Origin of the sequence: Butyricimonas sp. Marseille-P2440, from assembly GCF_900091675.1 — a bacterium.
Taxonomy (GTDB): Bacteria; Bacteroidota; Bacteroidia; order Bacteroidales; family Marinifilaceae; genus Butyricimonas; species Butyricimonas synergistica.
Genome location: NZ_LT594609.1, coordinates 515,304 through 530,665 on the forward strand (window position 1 = coordinate 515,304; position 15,362 = coordinate 530,665).

Annotated in this window: 14 protein-coding genes; 1 reads left to right on the forward strand and 13 read right to left on the reverse strand. The window is 45.5% G+C overall.

Features of this window, described 5'->3' with window-relative positions:
• Positions 1-6: 6 nt before the first annotated feature.
• The 6 genes from BN8899_RS07930 to BN8899_RS07950 form a co-directional block, all read right to left on the reverse strand.
• On the reverse strand, positions 7-360 hold the full coding sequence (locus BN8899_RS07930) for a bactofilin family protein (RefSeq protein WP_065219009.1): 354 nt from the start codon (positions 358-360) through the stop codon (positions 7-9).
• Between the two features lie 15 nt (positions 361-375).
• Positions 376-723: a bactofilin family protein gene (locus tag BN8899_RS07935; RefSeq protein ID WP_148375325.1), complete on the reverse strand. Its 348-nt coding sequence runs from the start codon at positions 721-723 to the stop codon at positions 376-378.
• 148 nt (positions 724-871) lie between these two features.
• Entirely contained in the window at positions 872-1,867 is a 996-nt protein-coding gene (locus BN8899_RS07940) for a beta-ketoacyl-ACP synthase III (RefSeq protein WP_065219011.1), read from the reverse strand.
• A 110-nt stretch (positions 1,868-1,977) separates the two neighbouring features.
• Positions 1,978-2,163, reverse strand: coding sequence for a 50S ribosomal protein L32 (gene rpmF, locus BN8899_RS20360; protein WP_027201828.1), 186 nt, complete (start codon positions 2,161-2,163; stop codon positions 1,978-1,980).
• Positions 2,164-2,179: 16 nt separating this feature from the next.
• The gene (locus BN8899_RS07945; protein WP_065219012.1) at positions 2,180-2,692 is read right to left on the reverse strand and encodes a YceD family protein; all 513 of its coding nucleotides are present in this window, start codon (positions 2,690-2,692) and stop codon (positions 2,180-2,182) included.
• 79 nt (positions 2,693-2,771) lie between these two features.
• Positions 2,772-3,998: an ATP-binding protein gene (locus BN8899_RS07950; RefSeq protein ID WP_065219013.1), complete on the reverse strand. Its 1,227-nt coding sequence runs from the start codon at positions 3,996-3,998 to the stop codon at positions 2,772-2,774.
• Between the two features lie 400 nt (positions 3,999-4,398).
• Between BN8899_RS07950 and BN8899_RS21345 the strand changes: the two genes are divergently transcribed.
• Positions 4,399-4,713, forward strand: coding sequence for a KilA-N domain-containing protein (locus tag BN8899_RS21345; RefSeq protein WP_369800413.1), 315 nt, complete (start codon positions 4,399-4,401; stop codon positions 4,711-4,713).
• A gap of 36 nt (positions 4,714-4,749) precedes the next feature.
• Here BN8899_RS21345 and BN8899_RS07960 read toward each other — a convergent pair whose 3' ends face one another.
• The 7 genes from BN8899_RS07960 to BN8899_RS07990 form a co-directional block, all read right to left on the reverse strand.
• Positions 4,750-5,157: a LytR/AlgR family response regulator transcription factor gene (locus BN8899_RS07960; protein WP_065219014.1), complete on the reverse strand. Its 408-nt coding sequence runs from the start codon at positions 5,155-5,157 to the stop codon at positions 4,750-4,752.
• 123 nt (positions 5,158-5,280) lie between these two features.
• Positions 5,281-6,366, reverse strand: a complete 1,086-nt coding sequence (locus BN8899_RS07965) for a TlpA disulfide reductase family protein (RefSeq protein WP_231932297.1) — start codon at positions 6,364-6,366, stop codon at positions 5,281-5,283.
• Between the two features lie 318 nt (positions 6,367-6,684).
• On the reverse strand, positions 6,685-8,364 hold the full coding sequence (locus tag BN8899_RS07970; protein ID WP_187376819.1) for a DUF4998 domain-containing protein: 1,680 nt from the start codon (positions 8,362-8,364) through the stop codon (positions 6,685-6,687).
• Positions 8,365-8,405: 41 nt separating this feature from the next.
• Positions 8,406-9,257 carry a hypothetical protein gene (locus BN8899_RS07975; protein WP_065219017.1) on the reverse strand — a complete coding sequence of 284 codons (852 nt, stop codon included), beginning with the start codon at positions 9,255-9,257 and terminating at the stop codon, positions 8,406-8,408.
• Positions 9,254-9,808 carry a DUF4959 domain-containing protein gene (locus BN8899_RS07980; RefSeq protein ID WP_065219018.1) on the reverse strand — a complete coding sequence of 185 codons (555 nt, stop codon included), beginning with the start codon at positions 9,806-9,808 and terminating at the stop codon, positions 9,254-9,256. The genes BN8899_RS07975 and BN8899_RS07980 overlap by 4 nt, the downstream gene beginning before the upstream one ends.
• Positions 9,809-9,836: 28 nt before the next feature.
• A complete protein-coding gene (locus BN8899_RS07985; protein ID WP_065219019.1) occupies positions 9,837-11,798 on the reverse strand; it encodes a RagB/SusD family nutrient uptake outer membrane protein in 1,962 nt (653 codons plus the stop codon).
• Positions 11,799-11,817: 19 nt separating this feature from the next.
• Complete coding sequence (locus tag BN8899_RS07990) at positions 11,818-15,291, reverse strand: SusC/RagA family TonB-linked outer membrane protein (RefSeq protein WP_065219020.1); 3,474 nt, start codon at positions 15,289-15,291, stop codon at positions 11,818-11,820.
• Between the last annotated feature and the right edge of the window lie 71 nt (positions 15,292-15,362).

Consider the following 15,362-nt stretch of genomic DNA (forward strand, 5'->3'; position numbering starts at 1 on the left):
TGTTATTTATTTCTGTTTGACATCTCGTTCGATATGGCATTCACCATTAAAAATAGCCCCCGACTCGATAGCGATATAAGCCGCCTTGATCGTTCCCGTGAACACGGCTTTTGCTCTCAACGACACGGAACCCGTCGACACGATCGTTCCCTCCATCGTACCCAGGATATCCACGCTCGGCGAAGTCACCTCTCCCTCTACTTTTGCCATCTGCCCGATAATCAACCGCCCCGTCGTGTTTATCTTTCCCTTGATACTACCGTCTACCCGAATATCGTTCGACGCATGAAGATCTCCGGTAATCTGAGTCCCTTCACTTAATAGGTTAATCGCAACTTGTTGTTGTACTTCTTTTCCCATGATCTTGCATTTACTTTATTTTCTTACCAGACGTAACCATTTTATTTCGTATATCTCCCCTTCCACCCGCAACTTCCCCGTTTCCACCTTCCCCTTCAATGCGGCATTTTCCCCGATTATTAAAGAACGAGTTTCCACGTTTCCTTCCACTACCCCCTCGACGTATAACTCTCGGCAACACACGTGACCCGTCACGAGAGCACCTTGCCTTACCTCTACCCGTCCCCCGGCAGTAATATTACCTAAAATCTTACCGAACAAGCATAAATCCCCGGGTAGGTTTATATCTCCCCCGACCACGGAATCTTCCAAAACTACAGTTTGTTTACTTCCCGGACAATCCGGATTCACACTTTTTCCCATCTTAGTTAAGTAATAAACGACCAAATATACAACAAGAAATTGAAAGTTGAAAATCTTTTTTAGCTCACAAGGCCTATAAAATCATAAAGTCCATAAAGTCAAAAAAAAATCGACCTTATGGACCTTATAAACGTTAAGACCTTATGGACTATTTAGTATAACCCCACTTCACGTAAATGGCTCCCCACGTGAACCCGGCACCGAAGGCAGCGAGAATTAAATTATCTCCTTTTTTCAACTGGTCTTCCCACTCGTACAGGCACAACGGGATTGTCGCAGATGTCGTGTTACCGTACTTATGGATATTTACCATCACCTTAGAAGCAGGCAGCCCCATTCTCTCGCCGGTAGCCTTGATGATACGCAGGTTTGCCTGATGTGGCACCAACCAAGCGACATCTTCCGACGTGAGATTATTGCGTTTCATGATCTCGACAGAAACGTCCGCCATGTTCGACACGGCATGCTTGAACACGGGCTGTCCTTCCTGATAAATATAATGCTCTCTTGCTGTAACGGTTTCGATGGAAGGCGGTTTCAACGAACCACCCGCTTTCATATGCAAGTGCACCCGTCCCATGCCGTCAGACCGAAGGATATGGTCGATCACACCCACGTCCTCGTGCGTCGGCTCGAGGAGGATCGCAGCTGCAGCATCCCCGAAAATCGGGCAGGTTGCCCGGTCGGTATAATCCGTGATTGCCGACATCTTCTCGGCTCCCACGACAACGACCTTCTTGTAACGCCCGCTTTCCACGTATTGCGTGGCTGTCGTCAACCCGTATAAAAATCCGGAACATCCGGCATTCAAATCAAAACTAAAAGCATTCTTGATTCCCACCATGTCGGAAATAACGTTCCCGTTCGCCGGGAAATGCATATCTGCCGTCACGGTACAGCAGATCAAGAGGTCAACTTCTTCCGGTTTCAACCCGGTCTTGCGAAACAGGTCTTCCACCGCCTTGGCTCCGAGGTAAGCACTACCTTTATTCGTATCCCGTAATATACGCCGTTCCTTGATTCCGATCCGCGTCATAATCCACTCGTCCGTGGTATCCACCATCCGGCTCAATTCCTCGTTGTCTAAAATGTAATCGGGATAAAATGCGCCTACCCCCGTGATTACCGCTCTTGGCCTTTCCATAAAAAATATCTTTTCAAATTAAATTGAGGTCAACTACCCGTATACAATCATAGCCCCCTGGATTACAGGGGGCTCTGTATTATTCACGGCAATTCATCATTGCATCAATATTATGCAACGACTGCTTTCTCAATAGCCAATTTACCCCTGTAATACCCGCATTCCGGGCATACGGTATGATACTGTACTGCAGCACCACAATTTGAACACTTTGCTATTGCAGGAACAGTTGCCTTATCGTGAGTTCTTCTCTTATTCCTTCTCTGTTTAGAGATTCGGTGTTTAGGATGTGCCATTTCTCTCTAGTTTTATTTAGTTATTATTAATTAATTTCTTCAATTCATCCCAACGGGGATCAATCTTCTCATTCTCTTCTATCGTCAAGTCCTCAAGGACCCGTTCCATCTCCTCGTTGCATTCTCCCTCCGGGTGAACCACTCGAAGCGGATAATTCAACATGTATATCTCGTACAGCGGCTCGCTCAAATCCAGATAATCCTCGTCTTGTGCCAAGACTATAAAATCATCATCATTCCCCTCTTCCCTTTCCCCGTACTTCGCATACAAGTTAAGTTCCCCGCTAACCGGTAAATCCATCTCTTCCAAGCAGCGATCGCAAATAGCCTTCACTACTCCATCGATCTTCATCCGAACTTCCATCAGAAGGGATGATTTCACGATCTCCACTCTCGCGTTTACTTTCCCTTTCGTTCCCTTTGTCGCTTCAAAGCAATCGAAAAAATCGTCATCCATGACAAACTCGAAAGAGTGAACGCCTTCTCCTAAGCCTCTGTGGGCTATCTTATATTCTTTCAATCTGTCCACAACTCTTGAAGTAAAACGGCGCAAATGTACAAAAAAATAATATATAGTACCACATCCTGTCAGTTTTTTTTCTCCGTGCTTACTCTATCACCTTCCAGTCGTCCACGGTTCCCGTGTCCTGCACCCAGTTGCTTACACTCGATCGCGGCTTCAAGTAATCCGAGGCCACCATGGCAAGGAAACCGTTTTTCACCTCGTCATTCGGGAAATCAAGCAAAAACGTGTTGCGACGCATGTTATACCCCTTGATCGTCAAGAATCCCCATTGGTAAAGCGTGCTTAACAATTTCGGTGCATTCACGTCGGGATACATAAAATCCAAAGAGTTATAATGCCTTCCCGCCAATTCATTCAAGTTGCTCCGCGTGCGGTTTAACTGTTGAAGAAGATAAGTAGACATATCAGACTGAAACCAACAATCACGGGTTGACTTCGCGTCTAATGCTCGTAACAAACTACACGGGTTGTAAACTTCCACTAAATCATCCCCAAAATGATAACCGCCATATTGCCGTTTCAACACCCGCTTTACCGCTTCTGCATCAATATCATGCTGTTCTCCCGTACAACTGATCGGGTCAGCAAAATAAGTATCCAGTTCTTCTTGGGTTATCCCGCAAAGCGCCTCGTAACGATGATTCATGCTGATGTCTTCCGGATGATTAAAACCTCCGTATTCCCCTTTTTGCAAGTCTTGGGTCAAACCCGCCAGGAAAACAAAATGCAAGTGTTCGTCCGCCGCCTTCAATGCCGAATAGAAACCTCTCAACTCGTTGCGGACCCGTGTTTCCAACTGCATCTTGTTGCCATCCACTACCGTCTCCAGTTTTGAATCGCGTACCTCCAAAAGCGGCTTATCGTAATCATCCACCAAGAACACCACCCGCCGCCCGGTTCGTTCGTGAACCTGACGCAATAATTGAATAAAGCGCCAACCAATCCCCCACTCTCGCTTCGAGGGCAAATCATACTCTTTTTCCCAGGCGGAAATATGCCCCTCGATCACCTTCTCCAGCGTGCCCTCCTCCCGGAAATTGCTCCCGTTAAAATCGAGATGAAACACCGGGTATTCCAACCAGTCTTTTTCCAGACGGTCGATCGCCAACCCCTTGAAAAGCTCCTTCCGCCCCAAGAAATAGTTCTTCAACGTCGATACCAAGAGACTCTTCCCGAAACGGCGGGGACGGCTCAAGAAATAGATTTTTCCTTCCTTCACGAGCGAGTAAATCATTGCCGTTTTATCCACGTAAACGTAACCGTCTTCGATAATCCGGTCAAAACTCTGGATGCCTATCGGGTATTTCATGCTACAAATTCTTTTAACGTTATCAGTACAAATGTACGAAAAAACAACTAATAATCTCTCTCTCTCGTTTCCCATGCCTATCACCCTCTTTTCAAAAACGTTCCCGAAGGTCTTTGAAACGAGTTTAAAACGAGTTTAAAACGAGTTTGAAAGGAATTTGTTCCCTGTCTTCACCGGGACTACTCCCCGTCTTCACCAGGAATCCCTCTCTCATAAATCACGGGAACACCCTGTGTCACATTTGGAATTTCTCTTACAGATATGGCTTCTGCCAAAGAGGGAGACAGTCGGTCGGCAGATATAATCAAGAACTGGATTAGGAATCGTTATACTATTGAATTTCTGTTATACTATTGAATTTCTTGGAACTTGGGAAATAATTCACAATCCTGATTTTAAAGTGGTCGAATTTGACCACTTTAGGAAAAGTGCAGGGTTACCTTCTTTTGTACTCAGTGCTTCAGAATGGATTGAACGCACAAACGCTATTGGCATTGTTGTAAAAAAAGGATGTTATGGTGGAACGTACGCTCATAAAGATATTGCTTTTGAGTTTGGTTCTGCAATCAGTGTGCCTTTTAAACTCTACCTGATAGAGGAATTTCAGAACCAGTACTTTGTTCCCCGTCTTCACCGGAAATTCCCCTATCATAAATCCAAAATCACAAATCGTAAATCACGAATTGTCAAGTCTTCCACCGGAGCCCGCCGATAAACTTATCCACGAGACCGGTGAATATAAATTATAAGATTACTCCTCTCGCCCCGTTTTCGGGTACTCCCGGGAAGTATCCAGTATATTAAGACAAGCCAACACGTTTTTCCGGTAATGATCCCCGATCGGGAACCATTTCCCGTGGGCTCGCAAGGAGTTCCCCGCCCACGTGTCGACATAACGTAGGTTCAGGATAAATCCACGGTGTACACGGGCAAAATACGCGTCCGGCAATTGCCGCTCCACGACTCCCAAACGGCACGCCACGGTGATCCGGGATTTATCTTTTAAATAGAAATCGCTATAATTAGCCGACGCCTCGATCCAAACGATGTCGGCGTAAAAATATTTCTTGTAATACTCGTCCTGGCGAATAAACAAGCCGTCTGCCACCAGCGGTGACACTCTCAAAGGCGCGTCCACACCCGATAAATCTGTTTTCATAGACAATTAAAGTTATGCCTCATGAAATATTCACCGACGGGCGGAAACTATAAAAAAAGGGGGGAGCCGCATGTATAAAGCGAACTCCCTCCCACGCACGCACCAATTATAAAAAAACTATTTTTATTTCTTTCTCTTCCTCGTCAACTCCGCCAGTTTATCGCGAAGGGTGGAAAGTGCCATTCCCCGGGCAACGACGCGATTCTCGGCGTCGAGCAGGAAATAGGCGGGAAGGTCGTTTACCAGGTAAAGGCGGGCGATCCCGGAATCCATGCCCTTGAGGTCGGAGCCGTTCGTCCAGATCATGCCGTCAAGCCCGACGGCTTGCTTCCACATGGCGTGGTTGTCGTCCAGCGCCACGCTGACGATCTCCAGACCGCGCGGGCGGTATTGCAGGTAAAGCTTCACCAGGTCGGCGTTGTCCCGCCGGGAACTTTCCACCCGTGCCGCCCAGAAATGCACCAGTTTCCATTTCGCGGGAACGTCGTGCAGGCTAAACGTGTTGCCATCCGGCTTGGCGAGCGTGAAGTTCGGGGCAACCTCGCCGACGGCGAGTTTCCCGTACTGCTCCAAAGCGGCGGCGATCCGCTTGCCGGGAACCGTGGCACGTGCCGCCTCGCCCAACAGTTCATACTTCGAGCGCAAGCCCTCTTCCGTTTCACTGCCGATGCCGAGAGCGATCACGTGCGCCGTGGCGTACTCGTCGGGGTTCGCCTTGATCAAATCCAGCGTGGCGTTCACCGACGCCTCGTAAGCCTGGTCCACCCGGGCTTGCAAGGATTGGACGTTCGCCCCGGGCTGTCGTGCCTCTGCCGCCACTTTCGCCTGCTCAGCCATGAACGACTGGCTGATCCGGGTGAAGCGGGAGAGCAATTCCTGTTGCTTGCCACCCTGTATCAACGCGCCGGCACCACTCACGTTCACCATGAAATTGGCGTTCTCCAGGATCAGAGGGATCATCCCCTCCCCGTTAGCCGGGGTGAGGTAAGCCGCCGCGGGGCGCGATACCTTGCCCGTGAATACGAAAACACCGTTTTTGACCTCTATCACACCCAACGTGTCGGGCTTCTCCCCCTCGTTAGCGATTAGCAGGAGCGTACCGTCCGCCATCCCGCTCACCTTACCACTGATCTGATAGCCTTCCTGCGCGTGACAAGCGACCGAGGAAAGCAACGCTAAACCGATTATTAATGAAATCTTTCTCATCATTTTATCATTAAATTATTAATAAATTCATTTCCCCAGCAACTCGGCGATTTTCTTTTCCAGCGCCTTTCCCCGAAGATTTTTGACGACAAAGCAATTGTTCCCGCCAAGCAAAATGACTTCATTCTATCTTGGGAAAAATCATCACATGTTCCGATTCTTGTACCCCCAAACGATCAAGTATAATCCTCGGAGATACTTCAAGAAACGAAACAGGACATCAACCATGTTATTTAATTCCTATTCTAATTTTAGCAGAAAAAGAGAAGAATAGAATTGGATTTCCCCGCTTCAGCGAGGAAATCCAAGCAATAGTGAATATTATTGATAGATGTAAGGTATCAAGTCACCAATACGCAAACTGTATATAGGCACCCCACTTGTCGTTGTACCAACCACATTGGTGTTTATTGTTAATCGAATATATTGTACATCCCTTCGCTTTTCTCTCGGTATTTCTATAAACGTGATCTCACCTATAGCATTCCCCACAGAAACTCCTCCCTCATCAAATGTGACTTGTTCCCAACTCCAACCATTCGCAGAAGCCTCTATTTTCAAAGAAGATAGCAAATATTGCAAATCTTTTTTGATAGCTGTTTTATCCGTCGTCCCCATATCAGCCTGCACAAACTTAAACCCGTGCAAAGATTGCGCTTTTTTCATGTCGATATTCACTGTAACCGTGAAAAGTTCAAAATCTGATCCCGGTTCAAAAACAGTAGCCGGATCATTATCCAACATCGCACTCACTCCATTGGGTTTATTTCCATTATACGTCGTATCCGAACAAGTTAATACCCAATCTTTCGTATCCAAGGGTACAATTTGCGGCATGTCATTCAAGTTTTCCTGGCTTCTATTCCTGGTCAGCCACTCTGTATCGATTTTTGCCTCAAACTCAACATCATTTTCCCAATCATAATACTCTGACGACAATAATCGAATATACGAGTCGCCATACATATTCTTCGTGAAAAGATAATGATCGTTGTAACATTCCACTTTCACGCCACGCGTCCTGCTCAAGTAATACAATGTTGTTAACGCCAAGTAAGGATCAGTTGTACTCAAATTTTCCAAGTGTCCAGATTTCATATAACGATTTTTACCCAAAAAAACGTTCTTTAGGTTCGGGAAATAAAATAGATCTTGAAAAGTTGATAAATTGTAATCCAGTTCAATATCCGTTACCTTATCCACCTCGCTTTTCCAATCCATCCCGTACTTATGCGTCATCACATTAACAAAACCGGAAGACCAAACTTGCTCTTCCAATGATAACGGTTCAGGAGTAAAGCGGATCGTATCAACACACCCGGCAAGCAATCCCTTACGATTCACAACCAGTGGTTTAGAGAAATCAATCCCCACTTCTTCAGGTACATTATTGTCATCATCCGGCAGCATAAACATGACATCATCCAAATCGTCTATGGCACGATCCATATACTCAAGTATATTCCAAGGATGAATTTTACCATCAGTCCCCCAGTATTCCAATTTCATCTCTTTCAAATTAGAATTCATTCCATCCAGGATCACTACTAACTTATCGTTCACCGGATAAAAATTAACGATACCACGAGTAAAAGAACGTAAATCCTCGTGACTTTCCGTATAAGGACGACCGTACTGGGTTTCCACGAGAGATTCCGTTCCATCGGTAGCCACGTTGCTCACTTTCACGGAATAAACAGCATCCCGTAACCCCACCAAAGAAATAGTATCCATCAAATCGGTTTCCACCGCATTTTTCGGAGTAACGTATTTCACTTCCGGTTCGGTGTCAAGTTCAGATTGATAAGCGATTTTCACTTTCTCGATATTAGGATCCATATTACCTTTCCAGGAAACACGCAACCGTTCCCATCCAGGTTCTACACTCAAATTCGAACATTTACCCGTGTAACGAATCACCCCGTCACCACTAAATTCATCATACGTGTCTTCCAAATCCTCGCAACCCACCATGCAGAAAGCTGCGAATAAAAACGCCATATAGTATAATTTGCACTTCATCATTTTCAACATTCTTTAATTTACTCTGCTTTTACACACACTTCCATTTCATTGAATGTCACGAACTCGCGACTGTTCACCTCTTTCATAGAAGCCAAGCGACTCGTTGAATTATAAGTATCTGTGACTACAAGAATCAAATAACGGAATTTTCTTCCCTCCTCATAGTTACATAACATTCGTAGAACCACCGGTTCTGTCGCCAGCAATTCTTCCTCGTCACCTTTCATCCAATCGTCATCTATTTCAAGATTATTACAATCAGACCGTGCAGCCCAAGAAGTAAAAACACCATCTATATCATCATCAAGTTCCGAAAGAAGTGTACACGAAGCTAAATCCACTGACTGAGGATTCATACTATTCGTTCCGTACAGCTTAGCTTTCGCTGGAAGACGCGAAATATAGTATCCTTTCCACACATCTTGCAAGAATTCTGGTCCCTCGCTAAAACCTCTATCATTTGAATAAGGCCAAGAAGTTCTATAATTCAAAAAAGCATAGATAAAGACCCCAGCCGGAACCCTCTCCTGTTTTAAATCCAAAATAAAACGGTTTTTATCACCCTCTTCCTTGTTATAAAAAGCGTGAGGACCAACCACGTAAGTGTTATACTTGTACCTTTCTCCCGCCAATCTATTTCTGCGATAATTTAATCCATACTTATCTCCATCAAACAAATAGTCGGCTCCCAATCCATATTCAAGATTCGTGACTGTTGTTCCCCCGAATTCAAAAAGAAAATCATTACTATATTTCAAAGTATCCATCGAAAGACAAGGTAAACCCTTTTCCACGTGAAGTTTCACACGTTTCCCTTCAAAATCATCCGTACGTACTATTACATCCGTGGCATCCATCACTTGTTTCATCTCGAAATTGAGCGTATCCCCCCTGCCTTTATCGGGGTACTAGACATCAAAATTGTATCCGGTTTACCCGTCCACGGGTCTTTACCCATGTAGAACACGTGTACCATTCCGGATGTATTCTCCGGAGCCAGATAAGACACGGAGAATCCGCCCCAAAATTCTCGTATTTTCAAATCATCAAACAACGCCACGGTAGCAGATTTTTCCGTGTTGAACGTCATTTCAACAGATTCAGATTCAGCCATGGAGCGATTAAAGAAAGAAACTTGCGCGGGTACATTTTGCCGCGCCTCGGTAAAACCAGTCAACAATAGAGAATCCCCCAAGTAAGACCCCTCCCGAGTTCGCAATTCCCCCCACGCATCCCGATAACGAACACGCACACCATACACGTCTGGGTTCTCGACATAGTACCTCATCAAGGCACCTCCAGATACCGCGTGAAACTCCACTTTCCGGAACTCCACGGGTACGTCGAAGTTTACCCCGTCATCATCCTTGCAAGCGGAAAAAACACATAGTACCAATACTATTAACAACGTATTTTTCATATTATCAAATCTAAAATTACAAATCTATTTACCATCCCAAATTTTGCACGCAACCAGACGTCATCGTTTCATCGCTTTGTATTGGCCAGAAATAATCCCGTGGTGCCACAAATTTATTTTTACTACTTACTATCACCGGTCCTTTGCCATTATTATAGAAACTATTGGCATCAGCACCAGTAACCACCCAACCACGTAATTTGTTATTCAATTCCACGTGAGCTGTTTTCCAACGGCGCAAATTCCAAAAACGCATTCCCTCGAACGCAAATTCAATATTCCACTCCTGGCGAATAATCTCACGCAAACCCGATTGAGTTTTCACTTTATTTTTATCTTTTGCCATAGCCCAAGAATCTTCTACATCCGGAATCCCCGCACGAGCACGTACCTCATTCAAGTATTCACAAGCTACTTTCCTCTCGTCTATTTCGTTATACGCTTCGGCAGCCAACAAATACAACTCTGCCATTCGAATCGCCGGGAAAGGTCTAACCCCTAAAGAGGACAAATCCGAGCTATAATTATGGAGTGCACAATTCGAATATATCCATTTTTTCAAAAAGTAACCTGTTCTATTTTGAGGGACCAATGAATTCAACCGATTTTCTTTCAATCCGAACTCTTCTCCCTGGTATACTTCAACTTTATAAAGTTGTTCAGTTGTTAACCCCAATTGCCAACACGTGCGATCTGCCGCAATATCAGCGTAGAACCGCGGTTCCCGACGCGTATGCAAATAAGGAATATCCACATCCATCATTACCACATTGGTATATTTAGGATCCCTCACTTTCACTAATTGATAGGGATTTCCCGCTCCATAGGTCGGATCCTGGTCTATAGGCAATCCATTGTCCGTGTAAAACATCTCCACCATTTTCATACTTGGACTGATGCAAGTTCCCTGCAAAAAACTTTCCCCCGTTTTCGTCCGAGGCAATGTCCGTTCAAAAAATTCTCCACGCGATCCATAAGGCTTAACCATTAATAAAGCCTCTTCACTCGCAAAACCAAACGTAGTCGTCGCTCCCTCGATATTTTTCATATCCGCCAACAATTTCGATGTTCCAGATTTACCTTTTACCAACCTCTTACCATTATCTAAACAGACGTCAATAGCCTCTTTAGCTGCTTGAGCAGCCCGACGCCATTTCTCCTGATCTTTGGTTGCACTAAACAAAGGTTCTCCATTTTTATTTCTAAAATCCCGGTAATCAGGATTTCCGTTAAATAGATCAGAAGCCTGGTATGCCAACGCACGGGCTTTTAAAGCTAAAGCAGCCTCTTTACAAAAATAAGCTCTCCGACTGGTCTCTTTTTGATTAAACGGAGAAAGTATTGCCGCCGCATCATCACACAGTTTAACGATCGCGTTAAAACAAGTATCCACGTGGCTACGCGGAACTTTCATTGCCTGTATATTCACGTTCGGATCAATATTTTCTGGCACTAAAATAATCGGCCCATAACGACGCACCAGTTCAAAATAGTAATACGCTTTCAACGCCATAACTTCACCTTTCCGCTCGCGTTTTCCAGCTGCCTCCAAATTATACACTTGATCTATTTTATTTATAAAAATGTTACACATATTTATCGCCGTGTAAAAATCAGATCTTCCCTCTAACTGTCCTTGTTGTGACGCCTCCTTTTTCAACCACCGATCATTATATGGCTCCAATGAATTCTGCATGCCATTAGCAATCATCAAACCCACGAAATACGGTTTTTGATTAGGTCCAAGTATATCGTACACGTTATCGCTCACGACAAATTCATCTGCACCCAAAAATGCCTCGTTATGCGCAATCGATGGTACAGGAGTCTGCAAAAACATATAACAACTCCGCAACCAATTCTCTGCTTCATTACGCGTTTCAAATTCCGTATCCAATGTTGTCATATCTTCCTCCGGAACGATATCCAACCAACTGTCACAAGCGGAAAAAAAGAACAGCGGTATTAAAAAATACAATAATCGTTTCATATCACTATATTATATTAAATTAGAAACTAATATTCACCCCTACGGCATAAGTTTTCTGTATCGGGTAATTGAACCCGTTCTCTCCCAATTCCACATCCCACAACTTGAAATTACTGAACATGAACGGATTGTTCGCCCGAACGAAAAATTTCACGTTTTGCATGCGAAGTTTCGTGCGTAAGTTCAATGGCAAATTATAAGCCAGTTCCAATGACGTGCAACGCAAGAAAGAACATTCACGCATAAAATAGGTCGACTTGCGATCACTATTATTAATACTATGCCTATCTTCTTGGGGGTTATTAACCGTAATACTCTGGGTCGAGAGACGCGGCCAGAAAGGACGGGCGCTCATGCTCTTTTCCGTCCAATGGCTATCGTATATTTCTTTCAACATAGCATGATCGTTCACAAAGGGCGACAAAGCCGTCGGATCGATAAAGAATCCCCGGTTACCAGAACCTTGGAAGGCAAAATTGAATTCCCAATTTTTATAATTGACAAAACCACTGAAACCGTACACGATTCTCGGTGTTTCCGGGAACCCGATATGCACTGCATCTTCCGCATCGATAACACCATCTCCATTAATATCACGATAACGAATATCTCCCGGTTGAACCGTGGATTGCAAGGGGGAGTTATCGATCTCCGCCTGGTCGTGGAACAAGCCCTCGGCGATGTAGCCCACCTGTTGCGAAATCTCGTGGCCGCACTTCCATTGCCACCGGGGTTTGTCGGTTGCCTCTTCCAACTCCTTGTAAACCGCCTTGTTATACGTGAAGGTTCCGTTCAAGATGACCCAAAAATCAGGAGAAAAAGCGTGTTGCACTTTCGCAGACAAATCCAAGCCTCGTGAACGCACTTTACCCATGTTATCCAATGGAGGCAATTCGATCCCCATATTAGCAGGAATCACAGTTCTATTACCTATAATATTATGACGGATCTCTTGATAAATATCGACATTCAATTCCAGCACATCCTTGAAAAAACGAGATTCCAAACCCAAGTTCACCTGTTCGGAAACCTCCCATTTCACGTCTGGGTCCCCATAATTTTGAATTTGTTTCCGATAAAACGTGTCTTCATTTCCAACCTCAGGATAAGTTCCCCCGTTTACACTTGTCTTACCAATTTGCGGCATATAGACGAAGCGCGGTGTTGCTATGATCCCGTCATTCCCCACTTTTCCGTAAGATCCCCGCAATTTCAGGAAGGAAACCACGTTGCTCGCTCCCTGCAAGAAATTTTCTTTCGACACGATCCAAGCCCCACCCACGGACGGGAAAAAGCCCATGCGGTTGTTTTTCGTGAAACGTTCGGAACCATTGTACCCGAAGCTGGCTTCCACGAAATAACGGTCCAGATAACCGTAACTACCGCGCATGGAGAAACTTAAATTACGATTCTCGATACCATCATACAAATCAAGGACCGGAGAATGGCTTGCCTGCTGAGCTTGAAACACCGCTGTCAACGAGGTTTGATGATCTCCCCAAGCCGCCGTGTGTAGCAAGCGTCCTTCATATACCCACTGTGAAGAAACAGTTCGATCTCCCCCTTCACTCTCTAAAGTCCTACGTCCCGGCTGAGAATTAACATTCGTCAAAAAATGTTCTCTCGTTTCAAAATCATACCCACCACTTTCTGGATCACAAGCGTAATAAAAAGGAACTGTTTGATAAGCTTCACTATTATAATTAGAAGTTGAGTATGCCACGCTGGCACGTAACTCCAAGCCTTTCAGCAGAGAAGATAAATTATGTATATATTCTAGCCGCGAAGTCAAAGAAAAACGTCCCCGTTCTATATACCCGGCTTGTAATGCAGCATAAGGGTTAATAACACCACTAGCAGGCCCACCAACCACATTCCCGAATCGGATATGCGGCCATCCGTTCTCTTTATCCCCCGGGTAAGTGGGAGCGAAATTCACGGGAGAAGCGTTAAACGCCATCGCATAAGCTTGTTGCACGTTAGAATAAGGGCCATGATATTTATCCACGGAGAAAGAGGTGTTCGCCAACAAACGGATACCGGCATTCAGGTTCACGTTCAGGTTCAAACGGGAAGAGAGCGTGGAGTTCTTGATATTCACGTCGAACTGGTTCAACTTGTCGGTTTTCAACATACCCTCGTCGTTCACGTAATTCACGGAAGCGTAATATTGCACCAGCTCGGAGCCCCCTCGCACGTTCACTCCCACGCGGTGGTTGATCGACATATCCTTGAACAAAATCTTGTACCAGTCGTTGGCGGGATAAAGCCAGGCAGGATAGTTGGGATCGCCCGTGCGCTCGATTTTCGTCAAAGAATACACCGGTGTCGCATCCGGGTTACGCGTCATCAACGCCTCGTTGTACATCAACATGTACGTTTTCGGGTCCACCACCTCAATTTTATCCGTCGGCATGGAAGCCACCGCCTCGTAGCGCACGGAGGTGTACACGCTCCCGGCTTCACCCTTTTTCGTGGTCACGAGGATTACCCCGTTCGCCCCGCGGGCACCGTACATCGCCGTGGCGGAAGCGTCTTTCAACACGGAGAAACTCTCGATGTCCTCCGGTGCCATACGCGCCAAATCCAAACGGGAAGATTCCACCCCGTCGATCAACACCAAAGGCTCGGACACCCCGTTGGATGAACTGATACCGCGGATGTAGAATTTCGTGTTCATCTCCTCCTCGGTCAACGCACCCGGGGCTCCTCCCGTCTGCCAACCGATGATACCGGCTATTTTCCCGGCAAAACTGGAAGTCAGGTCGCTGCTGGACGACTTCAAGTCCATCGGGCGAACGGTGGTAATGGATGAAACCACGCTCTCTTTCTTTTGCTCGCCGAATGCCACAACGGTCACCTCTTCGAGGTTCTCCTCGGTGGGATTCAAGCGGACATTCAACTTGTCCTTCCCCTTGATTTCAACCACTTTCGTTTCATACCCAATGAAAGATACCCGCAACACGTCGTCCGACTTGGCGGCAATAGCATAATGCCCTTCCGCGTCGGAAGCCACCCCTTGCGTCGTTCCCACGATCACGATGGTCGCCCCGGCCACGGGATTACCTTTCTCGTCCACGATGCGACCGCTGACTTTCAGCAGATTCACTTCCGGGGTTTGCTCTACTTTCATTTTTTTCTTCACCACGATCACCTTGCTCTCGATCGAATAATCATACCCGTGAGCCACAAGCACCTTTTTCAACACCTCATCCAACGTTGCATTCGTGAAAGTTTCTGTAATTTTGATCTCATCGGATATATCATTTTGCTTGTGCACAAAAGTATATCCAGTCTTCACTTTCAAATCCTCAAGTACTTCCAAGATGGTATTGTTACGGTACTTGGCTGTAATCTTCTGTTGCCGCGAAGAATCATTTTGCGCGTACACGACAGCGCACGACAACAACATCAAAATAAAATTTGCTAAAACAATCTTGCTCCATTTCCGAATTCCCACCCGAAAAATGGCGTGATTAGATTTTTTTTTCATACATTTGTTTTTGAATTAATAAGATATCGTCTGCTACCAACAGACGTTACACACGTAAGCGGGAGAATTCC

Bases quoted from the DNA above. Each gene is read 5' to 3' on its own strand.
- BN8899_RS07985 (WP_065219019.1), bottom strand. From the start codon at position 11,798: ATGAAACGATTATTGTATTTTTTAATACCGCTGTTCTTTTTTTCCGCT.
- BN8899_RS07930 (WP_065219009.1), bottom strand. From the start codon at position 360: ATGGGAAAAGAAGTACAACAACAAGTTGCGATTAACCTATTAAGTGAA.
- BN8899_RS07975 (WP_065219017.1), bottom strand. From the start codon at position 9,257: ATGAAACAAGTGATGGATGCCACGGATGTAATAGTACGTACGGATGAT.
- BN8899_RS07950 (WP_065219013.1), bottom strand. From the start codon at position 3,998: ATGAAATACCCGATAGGCATCCAGAGTTTTGACCGGATTATCGAAGAC.
- BN8899_RS07965 (WP_231932297.1), bottom strand. From the start codon at position 6,366: ATGATGAGAAAGATTTCATTAATAATCGGTTTAGCGTTGCTTTCCTCG.
- BN8899_RS07940 (WP_065219011.1), bottom strand. From the start codon at position 1,867: ATGGAAAGGCCAAGAGCGGTAATCACGGGGGTAGGCGCATTTTATCCC.
- BN8899_RS07990 (WP_065219020.1), bottom strand. From the start codon at position 15,291: ATGAAAAAAAAATCTAATCACGCCATTTTTCGGGTGGGAATTCGGAAA.
- BN8899_RS07935 (WP_148375325.1), bottom strand. From the start codon at position 723: ATGGGAAAAAGTGTGAATCCGGATTGTCCGGGAAGTAAACAAACTGTA.
- BN8899_RS07970 (WP_187376819.1), bottom strand. From the start codon at position 8,364: ATGGCGTTTTTATTCGCAGCTTTCTGCATGGTGGGTTGCGAGGATTTG.
- rpmF (WP_027201828.1), bottom strand. From the start codon at position 2,163: ATGGCACATCCTAAACACCGAATCTCTAAACAGAGAAGGAATAAGAGA.
- BN8899_RS07960 (WP_065219014.1), bottom strand. From the start codon at position 5,157: ATGAAAACAGATTTATCGGGTGTGGACGCGCCTTTGAGAGTGTCACCG.
- BN8899_RS07980 (WP_065219018.1), bottom strand. From the start codon at position 9,808: ATGAAAAATACGTTGTTAATAGTATTGGTACTATGTGTTTTTTCCGCT.